Source organism: Methylophaga sp. UBA3613 (assembly GCF_002375415.1).
Classification (GTDB): Bacteria; Pseudomonadota; Gammaproteobacteria; order Nitrosococcales; family Methylophagaceae; genus Methylophaga.
Genome location: NZ_DFLS01000008.1, coordinates 64,629 through 80,237 on the forward strand (window position 1 = coordinate 64,629; position 15,609 = coordinate 80,237).

At 44.8% G+C, this 15,609-nt stretch carries 16 protein-coding genes; 10 read left to right on the forward strand and 6 right to left on the reverse strand.

The genetic code is table 11. The features are described 5' to 3' along the window. Positions 1-11: 11 nt before the first annotated feature. The 6 genes from B3S93_RS10120 to fabB all read left to right on the forward strand — a co-directional run bounded on the left by B3S93_RS10120 (position 12) and on the right by fabB (position 7,544). Positions 12-2,192: a type I secretion system permease/ATPase gene (locus tag B3S93_RS10120; protein ID WP_292358013.1), complete on the forward strand. Its 2,181-nt coding sequence runs from the start codon at positions 12-14 to the stop codon at positions 2,190-2,192. A 4-nt stretch (positions 2,193-2,196) separates the two neighbouring features. Next, positions 2,197-3,525 carry an HlyD family type I secretion periplasmic adaptor subunit gene (locus B3S93_RS10125; RefSeq protein WP_292748730.1) on the forward strand — a complete coding sequence of 443 codons (1,329 nt, stop codon included), beginning with the start codon at positions 2,197-2,199 and terminating at the stop codon, positions 3,523-3,525. A gap of 15 nt (positions 3,526-3,540) precedes the next feature. Continuing rightward, complete coding sequence (locus B3S93_RS10130; RefSeq protein WP_292748732.1) at positions 3,541-4,191, forward strand: response regulator transcription factor; 651 nt, start codon at positions 3,541-3,543, stop codon at positions 4,189-4,191. Positions 4,192-4,332: 141 nt separating this feature from the next. Then, on the forward strand, positions 4,333-5,652 hold the full coding sequence (locus tag B3S93_RS10135) for a TolC family outer membrane protein (RefSeq protein WP_292748734.1): 1,320 nt from the start codon (positions 4,333-4,335) through the stop codon (positions 5,650-5,652). A gap of 149 nt (positions 5,653-5,801) precedes the next feature. After that, positions 5,802-6,317 carry a 3-hydroxyacyl-[acyl-carrier-protein] dehydratase FabA gene (gene fabA / locus B3S93_RS10140; RefSeq protein WP_292361527.1) on the forward strand — a complete coding sequence of 172 codons (516 nt, stop codon included), beginning with the start codon at positions 5,802-5,804 and terminating at the stop codon, positions 6,315-6,317. A 9-nt stretch (positions 6,318-6,326) separates the two neighbouring features. Next, on the forward strand, positions 6,327-7,544 hold the full coding sequence (gene fabB / locus B3S93_RS10145) for a beta-ketoacyl-ACP synthase I (protein WP_292748736.1): 1,218 nt from the start codon (positions 6,327-6,329) through the stop codon (positions 7,542-7,544). Between the two features lie 45 nt (positions 7,545-7,589). On the opposite strand, the gene B3S93_RS10150 is transcribed toward fabB, so the two are convergent. Beyond that, positions 7,590-7,760, reverse strand: a complete 171-nt coding sequence (locus B3S93_RS10150; RefSeq protein WP_292748738.1) for a hypothetical protein — start codon at positions 7,758-7,760, stop codon at positions 7,590-7,592. A 56-nt stretch (positions 7,761-7,816) separates the two neighbouring features. Here B3S93_RS10150 and B3S93_RS10155 point away from each other — a divergent pair, with 56 nt between their 5' ends. From B3S93_RS10155 to B3S93_RS10170, 4 genes are all read left to right on the forward strand, one after another. Next, complete coding sequence (locus tag B3S93_RS10155) at positions 7,817-8,581, forward strand: alpha/beta fold hydrolase (protein WP_292748740.1); 765 nt, start codon at positions 7,817-7,819, stop codon at positions 8,579-8,581. Then, on the forward strand, positions 8,574-8,924 hold the full coding sequence (locus B3S93_RS10160; RefSeq protein ID WP_292401786.1) for a nucleotide pyrophosphohydrolase: 351 nt from the start codon (positions 8,574-8,576) through the stop codon (positions 8,922-8,924). Before B3S93_RS10155 ends, B3S93_RS10160 begins: the two co-directional genes overlap by 8 nt. A gap of 60 nt (positions 8,925-8,984) precedes the next feature. After that, positions 8,985-9,842, forward strand: a complete 858-nt coding sequence (gene purU, locus B3S93_RS10165; protein WP_292401789.1) for a formyltetrahydrofolate deformylase — start codon at positions 8,985-8,987, stop codon at positions 9,840-9,842. A 383-nt stretch (positions 9,843-10,225) separates the two neighbouring features. Further along, on the forward strand, positions 10,226-10,987 hold the full coding sequence (locus B3S93_RS10170; protein ID WP_292401792.1) for an SDR family oxidoreductase: 762 nt from the start codon (positions 10,226-10,228) through the stop codon (positions 10,985-10,987). 45 nt (positions 10,988-11,032) lie between these two features. Here B3S93_RS10170 and B3S93_RS10175 read toward each other — a convergent pair whose 3' ends face one another. The 5 genes from B3S93_RS10175 to B3S93_RS10195 all read right to left on the reverse strand — a co-directional run bounded on the left by B3S93_RS10175 (position 11,033) and on the right by B3S93_RS10195 (position 15,464). Then, a complete protein-coding gene (locus tag B3S93_RS10175) occupies positions 11,033-11,386 on the reverse strand; it encodes a hypothetical protein (RefSeq protein ID WP_292401796.1) in 354 nt (117 codons plus the stop codon). A gap of 107 nt (positions 11,387-11,493) precedes the next feature. Next, complete coding sequence (locus B3S93_RS10180; RefSeq protein ID WP_292748743.1) at positions 11,494-13,620, reverse strand: TonB-dependent receptor; 2,127 nt, start codon at positions 13,618-13,620, stop codon at positions 11,494-11,496. A gap of 74 nt (positions 13,621-13,694) precedes the next feature. Beyond that, positions 13,695-13,982, reverse strand: coding sequence for a hypothetical protein (locus B3S93_RS10185; protein ID WP_292748745.1), 288 nt, complete (start codon positions 13,980-13,982; stop codon positions 13,695-13,697). Between the two features lie 5 nt (positions 13,983-13,987). Continuing rightward, positions 13,988-15,130 carry a succinyl-diaminopimelate desuccinylase gene (dapE, locus tag B3S93_RS10190; RefSeq protein WP_292748747.1) on the reverse strand — a complete coding sequence of 381 codons (1,143 nt, stop codon included), beginning with the start codon at positions 15,128-15,130 and terminating at the stop codon, positions 13,988-13,990. Then, positions 15,120-15,464 carry an ArsC family reductase gene (locus B3S93_RS10195; RefSeq protein WP_292748749.1) on the reverse strand — a complete coding sequence of 115 codons (345 nt, stop codon included), beginning with the start codon at positions 15,462-15,464 and terminating at the stop codon, positions 15,120-15,122. Before B3S93_RS10195 ends, dapE begins: the two co-directional genes overlap by 11 nt. Positions 15,465-15,609 lie beyond the last annotated feature (145 nt).

Sequence of the window (15,609 nt, forward strand, 5' to 3'; positions counted from 1 at the left end):
CGTTGGATTAAATGGAAAATCAAGCAACCACTGAACAAGAACGGAATCGGCAATGGAAAGCTGAATCGGCTTATCTGACTCATGATGATCCGCTATTAGCATGTCTGACGGTTCTCACCAAACTTTTACGAAAACCACATAGCCCTGATTCGATGGTAGCAGGCCTTCCTTTAGTGGATAACCGACTGTCTCCAGAATTGTTTTCCAGAGCGGCTGAACGGGCAGGGCTTTCTTCAAAAGTCATAAAACGCCCACTACGTAAAATTTCTCCGTTGGTGCTACCAGCTGTATTACTTCTGAATGATGGCAATGCCTGTATTTTACTGAAGCTAAACGGCAAAGAGGCTACGGTCATTTATCCTGAAAATGGCGACGCTGAAACTGTCGTGGAATTGAACGAGTTACAGCAGTATTACACTGGCTACGCTATTTTCATACGAGCAGTTCAGCATTTTGATAACCGCAGTGAAAACTCGGCCATCCCTCGGGCCAGACACTGGTTCTGGGGAACGCTGACACGTTATTGGCCAATCTACAGCGAAGTATTCGTGGCTTCAATTCTGGTCAACTTATTTGCCATAGCTTCACCGTTGTTTGTGATGAATGTCTATGACCGGGTCGTACCCAACAATGCGCTGGCTACATTGTGGGTGTTGGCGATTGGTCTGGCGATTGTGTTTGTCTTTGATTTGTTACTACGCACATTACGTGGTTACTTTATTGATGTTGCCGGCAAAAAAGCAGACGTTATTTTATCCGCCACGATTTTTGAAAAAGTACTGGGCATCAAAATGGCTGCTCGGCCCAATTCAGTAGGTAACTTTGCTAATAGCATGCAAGAGTTTGAGTCATTTCGTGACTTTTTTACTTCGGCCACGCTTGCCACGCTGATTGATTTACCGTTTACCTTTTTGTTTATAGCCGTTATCTGGATGATTGCCGGTGATTTAGCCTATATTCCGTTGGCGGTTATTCCCATTACGATTTTGATTAGTTTAATCATTCAGATACCGTTAGGTCGGGCAATTAAGCAGTTATTTCGTCATGCTGGACAAAAAAGCGCCACACTTATAGAAACATTAACCGGCCTCGAAACGATCAAAAGTCTGGGGGCAGAGAGCCCGTTACAACGTAAATGGGAGCAAACTGCCGGCTCTATTTCCAAGTACAGTCAACGGGCCAAACTGCTGTCATCAGCAGCGGTAAATTTAACCAGTTTTGTTCAGCAAATGACCACTATTGCCGTGGTGGTTTATGGGGTCTACAAAATCAGTGAGAACGAAATCAGCATGGGTGCCTTGATTGCCAGCACCATACTGGCAGGCAGGGCGCTGGCACCAATGGGGCAGCTGGCAGGCATTTTAACGCGTTTTCATCATTCAAAAGCCGCGTTAAGTTCTTTGAACAATATGATGAATTTACCGGTTGAACGTCCCAGCGGTCGGGAATTTCTGCATCGTGAGAAATTCCAGGGTGGTATTGAATTCAAACAAGTCAGCTTCCGCTACCCAGAGCAGGCCATAGACGCATTAAGCGATATTTCCTTTAAAATTAAACCGGGTGAAAAAGTTGCCATAATCGGCAGAATCGGTTCCGGGAAAAGTTCGATAGAGAAATTGATTCTAGGTTTATATGAACCTGCCGAGGGTGCAGTGCTTCTGGATGAGACCGATCTGCGACAGATTGATCCAATTGATTTACGCCGTTCTGTCGGCTATGTTCCTCAAGATGTCATGCTGTTCTATGGCAGCGTGCGCGACAATATCGCTTTGGGTGCTCCCTTTGCTGATGATGCTGCGGTATTAAGGGCGGCTGAAATAGCTGGCGTAACTGAATTTATCAATCGGCATCCATCAGGGTTCGATATGCCTGTCGGTGAGCGTGGTGAAGGCCTGTCAGGTGGACAGCGTCAGAGTATTGCCGTGGCGCGGGCTTTATTACTGGATCCTCCCGTGTTGGTATTGGATGAGCCAACCAATTCCATGGATAACAGTAGTGAAGAACGCTTTAAAACCAAACTGGGTGAAATTATCAAAGATAAATCGCTTATTCTGGTAACACACCGTGCTTCTTTATTGAGCCTGGTAGATCGGGTGTTAGTCATGGATCAGGGTAATTTAGTGGCCGATGGACCACGTGAACAAATTCTTGCTGCGTTAAAAAGCGGACATATCCGGGTTTCGAAAGGGTAATTGGATGGCCTGGTTTAAAAAAAATAATGACGATGTCAATTTCATGTCTGAAATCAGCGCAGCGACGATGGCCTCAACCCATTGGGGAGGCCATATCCTATTATTGCTGATCGCAGCTTTTATAGGCATTGCTTTATGGTGGGCGAGTGTTGCAGAAATTGATGAAGTTACCCGCGGGCAGGGAAAAGTAGTTCCCTCCAGCAAAGTTCAGATAATTCAAAATCTCGAAGGGGGCATTCTGGCGGATGTTCTGGTGAGTGAAGGACAAATGGTTGAAAAAGGCGATGTGCTGTTAAAGATTGATGACACACGTTTTTCATCTTCATTTCGAGAATCTAAATTAACTTACTGGGAGCTGTTGGCAAGAACGGCCAGATTGAGTGCAGAAAGTGAGGGCAAGCCATTGGAGCTTCCCGAAGAACTGATGATCAATCAGCCTGAGCTGGCAGCAGAAGAACGGGGATTGTATCAATCACGACAATTACAATTGCAAAGCACGATTGATGTTTTAAAAAGACAAGCTGAACAACGCAGGCAGGAACTGGTTGAAAAACAGGCCAGGCAACAGCAGCTCAGTCGCAGTTTTGAGTTGAGTAATCAGGAATTACAAATGTCCGAACCTCTTCTGGCCGCCGGCGTCATGTCAGAAGTTGAGATATTGCGACTGAAACGTACCGTCAATGATTTGAGGGGTGAAATGGAATCAAATCGTCTGGCGATTCCCCGTATTCGCTCTTCGATTGATGAAGTTCAGCAGAAAATAAATGAAGCAGTTACCCGGTTTGAGTCAGAAGCAGCAAGAGAGCTCAGTGAGGTGCGCGCTGAAATGGAACGCACTGAAGAATCTGTATCGGCATTAAAGGATCGGGTAACCCGGACGAATGTACGTTCACCAATGAAAGGAACCATCAAACGCTTGATGATCAATACTATAGGTGGAGTCATCCAGCCAGGTATGGATCTGGTAGAAATTGTTCCTTTAGAAGATAATTTACTTATCGAAGCTCAGATACGACCAGCAGATATTGCTTTTTTAAGACCAGGCCAGGAAGCAATAATAAAGTTTACAGCGTATGACTTTTCAATTTATGGTGGACTAAATGCAAAGCTGGTACGAATCAGTGCGGATACGATCACTAATGAAGAAGATGAAAGTTTTTATCTTATCTATTTACGCACGGAACAAAATTTTATAAAAAGTAGTATGGGTGAATTAGGAATTATTCCGGGGATGACGGTGACCGTAGATATTTTGACTGGTGAAAAAACCGTACTTGATTATTTATTAAAGCCCATACTGAAAGCTAAAAATGAAGCGTTGAGAGAGCGTTGAGGTTAAGGTTGAACAATGACTGTAATTACAGAGACTGAAAAAAGTCTTTATCTGGCTACCGCAGATGCGGATGTGGCGCGTGTCATAACCGATGCCTTGCCAGATTTGTACGACGTTTGCCTTTATAAGGATATTAACGGTTTATTCAACGCATTAAAGCAACAAACAGCAGAATTTGTACTATGTCATCAATTTCTGCTGGATGACAATCCTGATCAGGTTATCAGTGAACTCAAAAAGCTCTGCCCGGATAGCAGAATTCTGGTGATTGGTCCTCCACGTCCTATTCCGGTACAAATAGCCGCATTGAAGCAGGGCGCTCGTGGCTATTTCAATCAAAATCTGCCGATGAGCAAACTACAGGAAGCTTTGTTGTTAATTTTGAACGGTGAAGTTTGGGTCGAGCGTCATGTGATATCTGGTCTGATAGATGAAATCAGTCATATTCCGGAAGTGAGTGAAAAACAGCGTAAAGCAGCAGAAACACTTTCTCCAAAAGAATTGGAAGTGGCCAAGATGGTTAGTCATGGTGCGACCAACAAAATGATCGCTCGAAATATGAATATCACTGAAAGAACAGTGAAAGCCCACTTAACGACCATTTTTCAGAAAATGAGTTTACCGGATCGCCTTTCTCTGGCCATCGTCTTTAGGGATCTTCGATAGAGTTGATTGTGTATTTGAACTGTTTTGACTACAATCGGCCGGTAATGGACTAGTAAGTATTATTTGGGGGGGGGAGAAGCTGTAATCGGTATTAACCCTTAATAAAGAATACTAATTACTGCTTTGAACTAGGAAAAGAATATGAACAAAGCGCTTTTTTTAATCCCATCATTGCTTTGCTGTAGCTTTGTGCAAGCTGAAACATTACAGGAAGCAATTCATACCACGCTGAAAACCAATCCGGATGTCTTAGCTGCAATAAGTGAGCGTCAGGCGGTTTCCAAAGAAATTGATCAGGCACAGGCAGGTTATTTCCCAACAATTGATTTGGGGCTCGGAACCGGTTGGGAGTCAACCGATAATCCAGCTTCCCGCAACCGTGGTGATGGTGAGATTCATTTAAATCGTGATGAAGCCAGCTTGAATTTACGGCAAATGCTTTACGATGGCAGCTTGACTAAAAATGAGGTTGAACGTCAAAAAGCCAGAACCGATTCACGAGCACATTCAGTTTACAGTGTGGCTGAAAACACTGCTTTAGAGGCCACGGAAGCTTATCTTAATGTGTTGCGCCGGCAGAAACTGGTGGAATTAGCGCAAACCAATCTGGAATCTCATTTACGTACCCATGATCAGATTACCTTACGCAGTGAACGTGGCGTAGGACGCCGGGCAGATATGGATCAAAGCTTGGGCCGTCTGGCATTAGCGGAAACCAATTTAATGGCTGAGCAAAGCAATTTGCGGGATGCCGAAACCAATTATTTACGTGTCGTTGGCGAAGCACCATCCTCATTGTCACCGCCTCCGTCACCTGAACCGCTTTTGCCACTGACAGTTGAAGATGCGGTCAATATCGCCATTCAGAATCACCCGACCTTACGTTCTGCTCAAGCTGATGTCGCTTCGGCCAATGCACAACATGACGTTACAAGAGCTGCTTTTTTACCACGTGTTGATTTTGAATTAGGCACTCGTAATGACCATGATATTGATGGGGTTCGAGGAACTGATAAAGACGTCACAGCCATGTTCAGACTACGCTACAATTTACTGAATGGTGGAAAAGATAAGGCAAGACGTGAGGAGACGGCGTTTCTGATTAATCAGGCGGCTGAAATTCGCAATAATACACACCGTCAGGTCGAGCAGAGTGTCCGATTATCATGGAATGCTCTGGAAACAGTTCGGAGACAAATGTCATACTTTGAAGAATATGCTGCAGCTGCTGAAAAAACCCGTGATGCCTATCAGCAACAATTTAACTTTGGACAGCGCACATTGCTGGATTTGCTGGATTCCGAGAATGAATTGTTCCGGGCGCGGATTGCTCTGACGAATGCTCAATATGATGAAATTTTTACGATGTATCGGGTGCTCAACAGTATTGGATTATTACTGGAAAGTCTTGAGATAATTGCGCCGGCAGCAGCAACCACAGTTGCTGATAATCGTAAATAATCATCTCCACAGCTCAATAAAATCGATAAGCCATGCCGTAGGGTGTGGCTTTTTTTTAGAACCAGTGCGTTGATAGCTGCATCTTTTTCTGCATTCAAACTATCATGCTATTATGTCGTGCTTAATTTGTAGGGTTATTTTAAAATTTCATGAGTAAGCAATCATCTTTTTCCTTCGAGGAACTCTTGCAGTGTGGCCATGGAGAAATGTTTGGCCCGGGTAATGCCCAACTGCCAGTACCGAATATGCTGATGATGGATCGCATCAGTCATATTTCAAATGATGGTGGCGCCTATGGGAAAGGTGAAATCATTGCTGAACTGGATATTCATCCGGATTTATGGTTTTTTAAATGCCATTTTCCGGGAGATCCTGTTATGCCGGGTTGCCTGGGATTAGATGCCATGTGGCAGTTACTGGGCTTTTTTCTGGCATGGGATGGTAATCCCGGCAGAGGAAGAGCGCTGGGCTCAGGTGAGGTAAAATTCACCGGACAAGTATTGCCTACTGCCAAAAAAGTGACTTACCGTATTGATTTGAAACGAGTAATTTCACGCAAGCTGGTATTGGCCATTGCAGATGGCACAGTATCGGTAGATGGTCGCGATATCTACTTTGCCAAAGATTTACGAGTTGGTCTGTTTACTTCAACTGACAACTTTTAGGACAAGACAATGAGACGTGTAGTTGTTACTGGTATGGGGATCACCTCTTGTCTGGGGTTGGATCTCGCCACCGTTACTGAATCACTTCGCACCGGTCGTTCTGGTATCCGCTTTAAGCAGCAATATGCTGATATGGGATTTCGAAGCCATGTAGCGGGGTTTTTTGATATTGATTTTAAAGAATTTATTGATCGTAAAGTGTTGCGGTTTATGGGGGATGCGGCAGCGTATGCCTATATCGCAATGAAACATGCGATTCAGGATGCAGGCTTAAGCGAAAGCGATGTTTCCAACCCGAAAACAGGGTTGGTGATGGGCTCCGGTGGTGCATCCTCTTCCAATCAGGTTGAAGCAGCGGATATTCTCCGCGAAAAAGGCCTGAAACGGGTGGGTCCTTATCGTGTCACTCAGGTAATGGGAAGTACCACTTCCGCCTGTCTGGCAACACCTTTCAAAATCAAAGGCATTAACTATTCGATGTCTTCCGCCTGTGCCACCAGTGCCCATTGCATCGGTAATGCTATGGAGCAAATTCAGCTGGGCAAACAGGATGTTGTGTTTGCTGGTGGTGCGGAAGAGGAACACTGGACCATGAGTTCATTGTTTGATGCGATGGGAGCTTTATCGACCAAATATAACGATACGCCCGAAAAGGCTTCCCGTGCATACGACACCGATCGTGATGGTTTTGTTATTGCTGGCGGTGGAGGTGTTTTGGTTCTGGAAGAATATGAACATGCCAAAGCGCGTGGTGCCAAAATTTACGCGGAACTGACAGGATATGCAGCCACTTCTGATGGTTATGACATGGTGGCTCCTTCTGGCGAAGGCGCGCAACGTTGCATGGAAATGGCCATGTCGACCATGCGTAATAGCAAAGTTGACTACATCAATGCGCATGGCACCAGTACACCGGTCGGTGATTTGGCTGAATTAGGTGCGATTAAAAAAGTGTTTGCGGAAACACAGATACCACTGGTTGGTTCAACTAAATCACTTTCCGGACATTCCTTAGGCGCGGCTGGCGTTCAGGAAGCTATCTATAGTCTACTGATGATGGAAAATGATTTTGTGGCTGCCTCTGCCAATATTGATAATCTGGATGAACAGGCGCAGGGCATGCCAATTGTGCTGGATCGTAAAGATAATGCCGATCTTAAGGCCGTGATGTCGAATAGTTTCGGCTTTGGCGGAACCAACGCCTGTCTGGTGTTCGAAAAAATCTAAACTGGATACAAAAACACCCTTAGCAAAATGCTAAGGGTGTTTTTTTTAGCCTATGTCCGCATCAGTCACAGGGCCACGCTTACCCGCTAATGCTTCCTGCATCAAACTCACTAATTGCTGTTTTTTTACCTCATCGTCCAAATGTTTTGAACTGAAGGTGATGCCAAATCGATCAGCATATTGTTTGACCAGAATCATCAAAATTGCTTCATCCACGTTCACTCTCTCCAAATTTTTCAATCACACATTATAACGTGTTAACGTGAGTCACTATGAGATTACACTATCAATCTATTGGGCAGGGTGAGCCATTAGTAATCCTGCATGGTTTATTCGGTTCATCAGATAACTGGCGTAGCATCGCCTCAGCTTTATCAGCAGAGCGAGAGGTTATCAGTGTTGATCTGCGTAATCATGGGCAATCCTTTCATCATCCAAAGCAAACTTTTGATTTAATGGCAGAAGATCTGCTGAATTTACTGGATGAATTAGCGTTATCAACAATCGATCTTATGGGACATTCGCTGGGTGGAAAAACAGCGATGCAATTTGTCCAGACGTTTGCTGAGCGTGTACGCAGACTTATCGTTGTTGATATTGCTCCTCGCCAATATCCTGATGAGCATAGTATTATTTTTAAAGCTTTAATGGCATTAGATCTGTCAAAATTTTCATCACGAACAGAAGCGAGTGAAGCCTTGGCAAATACACTGCCTGATCCTATGGTGCGTCAGTTTCTATTGCTGAACATGCAAAAAGGTGATCAAGGGTTTAGCTGGCGTATTAATTTGCAGGCTTTATTTTGCAGTTATCTAGGTTTGCTCCAAAGTGTAGAACCAGATGTTTCTGTGGAAACACCGACACTGTTTATCAGTGGGGGAAAGTCTGATTATGTAACTGATAAAGATTGGCAGCATATTAAGACGCTTTATCCTCAGGCAGAACATGTGGTGATCGATGGTGCCGGACACTGGGTGCATGCCGAAAAACCCGATATTTTTATTCAGCAGGTAAACAGGTTTCTTGCAGATGATTAATGCCGATTTATTAAAACAGCTAATTGAATTTCGTCGTGAACGAGACTGGGAACAGTTTCATAATCCGAAAGATATAGCGATTTCATTATCCATCGAAGCGGCTGAGCTGCTGGAATGGTTTCAATGGCGTAACAAGACCGAAATTAAGCAAATGCTGGAGACTGATAAACGTGAAGATCTGGAAGATGAAATAGCCGATGTTGCTGTATATCTGAGCTATCTTTGTCACGATCTGAATATCGATATTGAACAGGCCATACAACGTAAAATGCAGAAAAATGCGGCTAAATATCCGGTGGATAAAGTCAAAGGCCGGGCGGACAAATATAATGAATATTCATAATGCTGCTACAAAGTGCTAGCATCTGCGCTTTGATTTTCTGTCCGTAGAGGTCGTTTCTTCATGAAAGCCATCGTGTTGCTGATTCAATGTGCCGACCAGAAAGGTTTGCTGGCCGGTATAACCGGTTTTTTTGCTGAGCGTGGTTACAATATCCTGCACTGTCAGCAATATACCGATACCGAGCACGGTCGTTATTTCATGCGTCTCAAGGTGGAAGATGAAGCTCAGTTATCCCATGAAATACTTCATCAACAATTCAGCTCGTTAGCAGCAGCCATGGAACTGACCTGGTCAGTGCATTTCACCGATGTGCCATACCGCGTAGCCTTGCTGGTGACCCGGGCTTCGCATTGTCCCTATGACTTGCTGTTGCGTGAGCTGGAAGGCGAGTTGAAATGCGACATTCCTGTCATTATCGGTAATCATCCCGATTTGGAGAATATGGCGCGTCAGTTCAAAAAACCGTTTTATCATCTGCCCATCACCAAGGACACCAAACAGCAACAGGAAGCACAGATTAAATCATTACTCTCCGAGTATCAGATTGATCTGGTGGTGATGGCGCGCTATATGCAAATTTTGTCAGAGCAGTTTGTTAAAGAGTTTGCCGGCAAGGTCATCAATATTCACCATGGGTTTTTGCCCGCATTCCAGGGCGCCAAGCCTTATCATCAAGCATACGAACGTGGAGTGAAGCTAATCGGTGCCACCGCACATTACGCGACAGCGGAACTTGATGAAGGGCCAATCATCGAACAGGATGTCGAACGGGTTCGTCATGATAATAGCCCGGCAGATCTAGTGATGATCGGTAAGGATATTGAACGTCTGGTTTTGGCACGTGCTGTGAAAGCACATATCGAGCATCGCATTATTGTAAGTGGCCGCCGCACTATCGTTTTTGCTGAAGGTGCCTGATAGTCTTGTTCCGATTGATATAAATAGAATAAGAGTGGAGGCATGACAAAATTATCAATATTTACTGGTATCTTTCATCCATGTCAGCGGCTAATAAAGTTTATAACAACTAAGTTTTTGTGGGGTTAACCACAGAGACACAGAACGAACGGAGTTTTTGATAGTTGATATCCACAGATTACGCAGATTTTCGCAGATGATTAAAAGCGATCTAGTACGTTGATTAAAATTTAAATGAACTTCATACATATCATTATCTAACCCATATTTTTTAGTCGCATAGTCAACAGGGATGTTATTGTAAATTTTTTAATCTGCGTTCATCTGCGGATACATATGACTCTGTGTCTCTGTGCTTCAAATAATAGTATTAAAGGCAAAAAATGAATTCATCCCCAATCATTATGATTACCGGCGCTACCGCAGGATTTGGTGAAGCGTGCGCCAGGTTATTTGCTAAAGCAGGGTGGCGCCTGATTATTACTGGGCGGCGCATGGAACGTTTGCAAAGCCTGCAAGCGGAGTTAGGTGGAGCCTCACAAGTCTGCATTAGTTGTTTTGATATCAGTGACCGGCAGGCGACCGAACAGGCTTTTGCCGAGCTACCAGAGGAATTTCAACAGATTGATGTTCTAGTCAATAATGCAGGCCTTGCGTTAGGACTAGAACCCGCTTACGCAACTGATCCCGAAGATTGGGAACGTATGGTCGATACTAATATCAAAGGTTTGATGCGTTGCACCAGACTGGTTTTGCCGGGCATGCAATCAAGAGACAGGGGCTATATCATCAATATCGGTTCTGTCGCCGGAAACTGGCCCTATCCAGGCGGTAATGTGTATTGTGCCAGCAAGGCTTTTGTCAGACAGTTTTCTTTGGCATTGAGGGCAGATTTATTGGGCACACAGATCCGGGTCACTAATATTGAACCAGGTAATGCCGAAACTGAGTTCTCAATGGTACGTTTTAAAGCCGACGAGCAGCGTGCTGAAAAAGTCTATGAAAATACGGTTGCATTAACGGCTCAGGATATTGCCGATACCATCTGGTGGTTGGTTAATACGCCAGCGCATATGAATGTCACCACAATGGAAATTATGCCCACCCAACAAGCAACAGGACCATTAGCGATTTATCGTGGCTAAGACTTATTTATCGTAATGGATGAAAAAAATAAAAAAGCCCCAATATCAGCCCAGCAAACCGTTTTTAGGACTCAATATAGGACGTTGGGCTTTTAATGTTTTCAGTCCTTTGACGCTGCGAGTGATATTCCAAATTATCCAAACAACCATCACGGCTAACCCGTATAAATTTCCCAGATATAAAAGTCCCCAGGAAACCATCAGCAATATGAGGCTGATATAAAAACCATTTATTTGAAACAGATAATGCGATTGTAGCCAATCTGGCGCTTTGCCTTTTTTTTCATAGGCGACAAGAGCGCCCATCACCAGCATGGGGTAGATAAGCGAACCCACCAGATTAAAGATATAGATCAGTTTAATGCTGCTGATGTCATCACCCGTTTCAATTAAAGCCATGTAGATTTATCCGTAAAAAATACCTCAATCTAGCAGAATACTGACTCTTGCTCCACAAAAAAGGCCCGACAAAGCGGGCCTTTTCAGTTTGAGCATAAGGTTAACGGTTAACCGCCAAAGTCGAAACGAATACCGGTGTATATGGTTCGTCCCAGAATAGGCGATTCATCTTTAAAGAAGCTGGTATGCCGACGACCGTCTTCATTCAGCAAATTACGTCCCTGAATAAAGATTTCAGCACCTTTTAAACTTGCTGGGGACCAATTGGCATCAAACGAAACCAGGTTATAACCGTCCGTATTGCTTTCAGTCACAGCGGTTTTGGTTTGTTTAAAGACCCGACGGTAGTCGAGACTGAAATCCCAGTCAGCATAAGATGTATCAAATCCAATGCCTAAGCGTGTTGGACTCATGCGAGGAATATTTTCACCATTGCTGAGTTTGCCGCGTACATGATCGGCAGACAGACGCATGCTCAGTGGAATAGGCCCGTCAATTAAGTCAGTTATGGCACTAAATTCAGCACCATACAACTTGGCATTTTGTTGTTCATTAAATACCAGCGTATCGCCCTCAATTTCAATGGCTTGGCCAGTCCCATCATTTTGTGCTGCTAAATAAATAAAGTCATCGACATAGTTATAGAAAGTAGTCAGCTCATAGCGGAATGCCCCTACATGACGATCAAAACCGACTTCAAAATTGGTATAGGTTTCTTTGCCTAAGTTAGGATCCCCAATTTCAACTGTTCCGGCCGCAGCATGACTACCAAAGGCATAGAGTTGCTCTGCCGATGGAGCACGTTGCGAACGGGTAACGGACATTCTGAAATGATGGGCCGGATCTACCTCAACAAGCGTTCCTGCAGATAAACTGAAAGGAGTAAAGCTATTACTGCCTAATACAGCGGATTGTTGTAGCTCTTCACCACTTGGCAAATCAATATCTCTGGCCTCATCCAGATCGTCTGTACTGGAGCGCACATGATCGACCCGTGCAGCGACTTCAAAGCGACCAAAATGTGTGGGTAGTTCTTCCAGGACAAATAAACCGACAGTGCGTGTGTCATTACCGCGGATATAAAAGCCACCACCGTGTTCATCACCATCCCCGTGGCCGTGACCTTCGCCCTCAGCTTCAAAGTCACGATCATTAAATTGCAGACCGACCACACCTTCCCAATCGCCAATCGGGTTATGCACCATTTCCAGACGCATTTCAGTTTCGTTATTGTTGAAACGTGTCTCAACTGCGCTTTCAACGAAGGCACCATTATCAAACTCAGAACCAATTTCCTGTTGACGGTAGCTGGTGTAGGCCATTTTCAGCCTGGCAGCGCTGAAACCTGGTAACGGATCATTCATTTCACTGCGAAAATCAAAACGATCGTTTTTCGCGCGAATCTGTTCTCGCTCTTCTTCACCTTGACCTAAAAAGACTTCGGGAATGCCATATTGAGTTTCCCAAGTGCTGTAGCCCAAACCGGCAAAGCCCCAGTCACCTTTATACAAGCCGGTGATAGAGAACACATCATTTTCCACTTCACTGTTTTGTAATTTATCTTTACGGCCGACCTGCTGGTCTTTTTGCTGATAACCATCAATATCAAAATCACTGGTACGACGAAGCCCATAGTCCGTCCGCAATACAAAACTGTCTCCCAGTGGTAGTTCCAGTCCCAAACGTCCCTGGCGATCATGTCCATTGATGCCGTATGACATCTGACCATCTACTCTTGGAGCATCCCCAAACTCAGGATTAAATCGATTACTGCGAACATTGATAACCCCTCCAGCAGCACCGCTGCCATAGAGTAATGTCGCCGGACCCCGGAAAACCTCAATTTGATCGGCGCGACCTACATCCATGCCGATAGCATGATCCGCACCTTCACCAGAAATATCGGAAGTACTTAAGCCATCTTCCAGCACTTTTACACGGGATCCCTGTAAACCTCGAACTACAGGACGTCCTACGCCCTGACCAAAGTCGGCATTATGTACGCCTGGTAAGCCATCCAATGTTTCGCCTATTGTGCTGGAGCGTTTTTTATTGAGTTCATCACCGGCAATAACCGTCACAGGCTGGATCAATTCATCAGAGGTACGGTTGCCTAATGGATCAGAAGTGACCACCAGGCGTGGGATATCAACAGTATCTTCAGCAGCTAACACGGCAGAAGCCATAGGGGAGAGTGCGGCAGCAAGCAGCAATACAATAGGTTTTTTATTCATTACGAATAATCCTCATAGCAGAAATCAGTAGCCATTTTCTGAATAGAAAAATGGCATTCAGTTAAATTTGAACGCTATGAGAAAATGGGGGGAGCGCGAATCGCGAATGAAAGATAAAAATCTTCGAAACGAGCAGGGAGGCTTACAGAAGATTGAAATTGAAAATATTGTTGCCAGACAGTAATTTTCAGCTGATTGTGGTTATCGGTAGATGGGGTATGACTGACAACATTTAACTGATCACATAATGCTATATGATCATGAAACGCATGTTCGGCATCGTGCCAAACGGCTATGGATTGCATCAGCAATAATGCTGCTGCAAAGAGCCATAACAGATGTTTGGTATGCCGAATTTGCATAGGGATTAGTTCACCAGCAATTCAGTGAGTAACTGCTGATAAATAGCCGACAATGTATCCAGATCGGCAACCGACACATGTTCATCAATTTGGTGAATGGTCGCGTTTAACGGACCCAGTTCAATTACCTGTGCTCCAGTTGGCGCGATAAAACGACCATCGGATGTACCACCAGAAGTAGATAGAGTTGTTTCATAACCGGTGACGGTTTTAACTGCCACCTGTACGGCTTCAAGTAATTTACCGCCTGCTGTGCGGAAGGGTTTACCCGATAACACCCAATCTAATTGATATGCCACAGCGTGTTTATCGAGAATCGCCTCGACCTTTTGTTGCAGTTCATCGTGGGTCACTTCCGTGGAATAACGGAAATTAAAAATCATTTCTGCTGTGCCGGGAATAATATTGGTCGCACCAGTGCCGCTGTTCAGATTGGATACCTGAAAGCTGGTAGGCGGGAAATCAGCATTACCTTGGTCCCATTGCACCGCACAGAGTTCAGCCAATGCCGGGGCCAGATTATGTACCGGGTTATCAGTCAGGTGAGGATAGGCAATATGGCCCTGCTTGCCTTGAACTGTCAGATAGCCATTTAACGAGCCACGACGACCGTTTTTAACTACATCTGCCACTCTATCAGTGCTGGTGGGTTCGCCGACGACACACCAGTCGATATGATCCTGACGTGCCTGCAATGTTTCAATAACTTTAACGGTACCATCAGTGGCCGGACCTTCTTCATCGCTAGTCAGTAAAAAAGCAATGCTGCCAGCATGCTGAGGGTGCTCAGTAACAAAACGTTCGCAAGCCGTCACCATAGCGGCAATACTGCCTTTCATATCTGCTGCACCGCGGCCGTACAAAATGCCGTCTTCAATTTTGGCGGCAAACGGTTCGTGGCTCCATTTATCTACCGGTCCGGTAGGCACAACATCGGTATGTCCGGCAAATACAAATAATGGACCATTATGTCCACGGCGGCACCACAGATTATCTACTTCACCAAAGCGTAGGTATTCAGCATTAAAGCCACTATTCGCCAACCGTTCTGCCAGCATGATCTGACAGCCTTTATCAACAGGTGTCACGCTGTCACGTTGAATCAAGTCAATGGTGAGCTGAACAGTGTCAGAAAGATTATTTTGCATATCGGGCCTGAAAATCAGATTCATTAAAACCTATTGATACACCGGATGCATCTTCGATAACCGGGCGTTTAATAAGTGTGGGATGCGAGAGAATTAACTCGACAGCAGATTGTTGATCAAGCTCATCTTTACGCGGGTCTTCAAGCTTGCGCCAAGTGGTGCCACGTTTGTTGATAAGCTGTTCCCAGCTGACGTAATTCAACCACTGTTGGATGATGGATTGATCCAAACCATCGGTACGAAAATCATGGAAGTGGTATGTAATCTGGTGACCATCCAGCCAACGTCTGGCTTTTCTGACCGTGTCACAATTTTTAATGCCAAACAATTTCATCGTTGCCGTTTCACCTGAAAAAGCCCACAGGGTAGGCGAATTGATGGTAAATGATACAGTATATCAATTCATTTTGCATCATTGGCTTCACTGCATGTAGCAGTGGAAAAGGCGGTAACGGCTCTATGCTGTTACCGCCAATTAA

What these genes read in the sequence shown, in the direction of transcription:
- fabB (WP_292748736.1), top strand. Translation starts at nt 6,327, where the DNA reads ATGAGACGTGTAGTTGTTACTGGTATGGGGATCACCTCTTGTCTGGGG.
- B3S93_RS10170 (WP_292401792.1), top strand. Translation starts at nt 10,226, where the DNA reads ATGAATTCATCCCCAATCATTATGATTACCGGCGCTACCGCAGGATTT.
- B3S93_RS10160 (WP_292401786.1), top strand. Translation starts at nt 8,574, where the DNA reads ATGATTAATGCCGATTTATTAAAACAGCTAATTGAATTTCGTCGTGAA.
- B3S93_RS10135 (WP_292748734.1), top strand. Translation starts at nt 4,333, where the DNA reads ATGAACAAAGCGCTTTTTTTAATCCCATCATTGCTTTGCTGTAGCTTT.
- B3S93_RS10180 (WP_292748743.1), bottom strand. Translation starts at nt 13,620, where the DNA reads ATGAATAAAAAACCTATTGTATTGCTGCTTGCTGCCGCACTCTCCCCT.
- B3S93_RS10195 (WP_292748749.1), bottom strand. Translation starts at nt 15,464, where the DNA reads ATGAAATTGTTTGGCATTAAAAATTGTGACACGGTCAGAAAAGCCAGA.
- fabA (WP_292361527.1), top strand. Translation starts at nt 5,802, where the DNA reads ATGAGTAAGCAATCATCTTTTTCCTTCGAGGAACTCTTGCAGTGTGGC.
- B3S93_RS10125 (WP_292748730.1), top strand. Translation starts at nt 2,197, where the DNA reads ATGGCCTGGTTTAAAAAAAATAATGACGATGTCAATTTCATGTCTGAA.
- B3S93_RS10155 (WP_292748740.1), top strand. Translation starts at nt 7,817, where the DNA reads ATGAGATTACACTATCAATCTATTGGGCAGGGTGAGCCATTAGTAATC.
- B3S93_RS10185 (WP_292748745.1), bottom strand. Translation starts at nt 13,982, where the DNA reads ATGCAAATTCGGCATACCAAACATCTGTTATGGCTCTTTGCAGCAGCA.
- purU (WP_292401789.1), top strand. Translation starts at nt 8,985, where the DNA reads ATGAAAGCCATCGTGTTGCTGATTCAATGTGCCGACCAGAAAGGTTTG.
- B3S93_RS10175 (WP_292401796.1), bottom strand. Translation starts at nt 11,386, where the DNA reads ATGGCTTTAATTGAAACGGGTGATGACATCAGCAGCATTAAACTGATC.
- dapE (WP_292748747.1), bottom strand. Translation starts at nt 15,130, where the DNA reads ATGCAAAATAATCTTTCTGACACTGTTCAGCTCACCATTGACTTGATT.
- B3S93_RS10130 (WP_292748732.1), top strand. Translation starts at nt 3,541, where the DNA reads ATGACTGTAATTACAGAGACTGAAAAAAGTCTTTATCTGGCTACCGCA.
- B3S93_RS10120 (WP_292358013.1), top strand. Translation starts at nt 12, where the DNA reads ATGGAAAATCAAGCAACCACTGAACAAGAACGGAATCGGCAATGGAAA.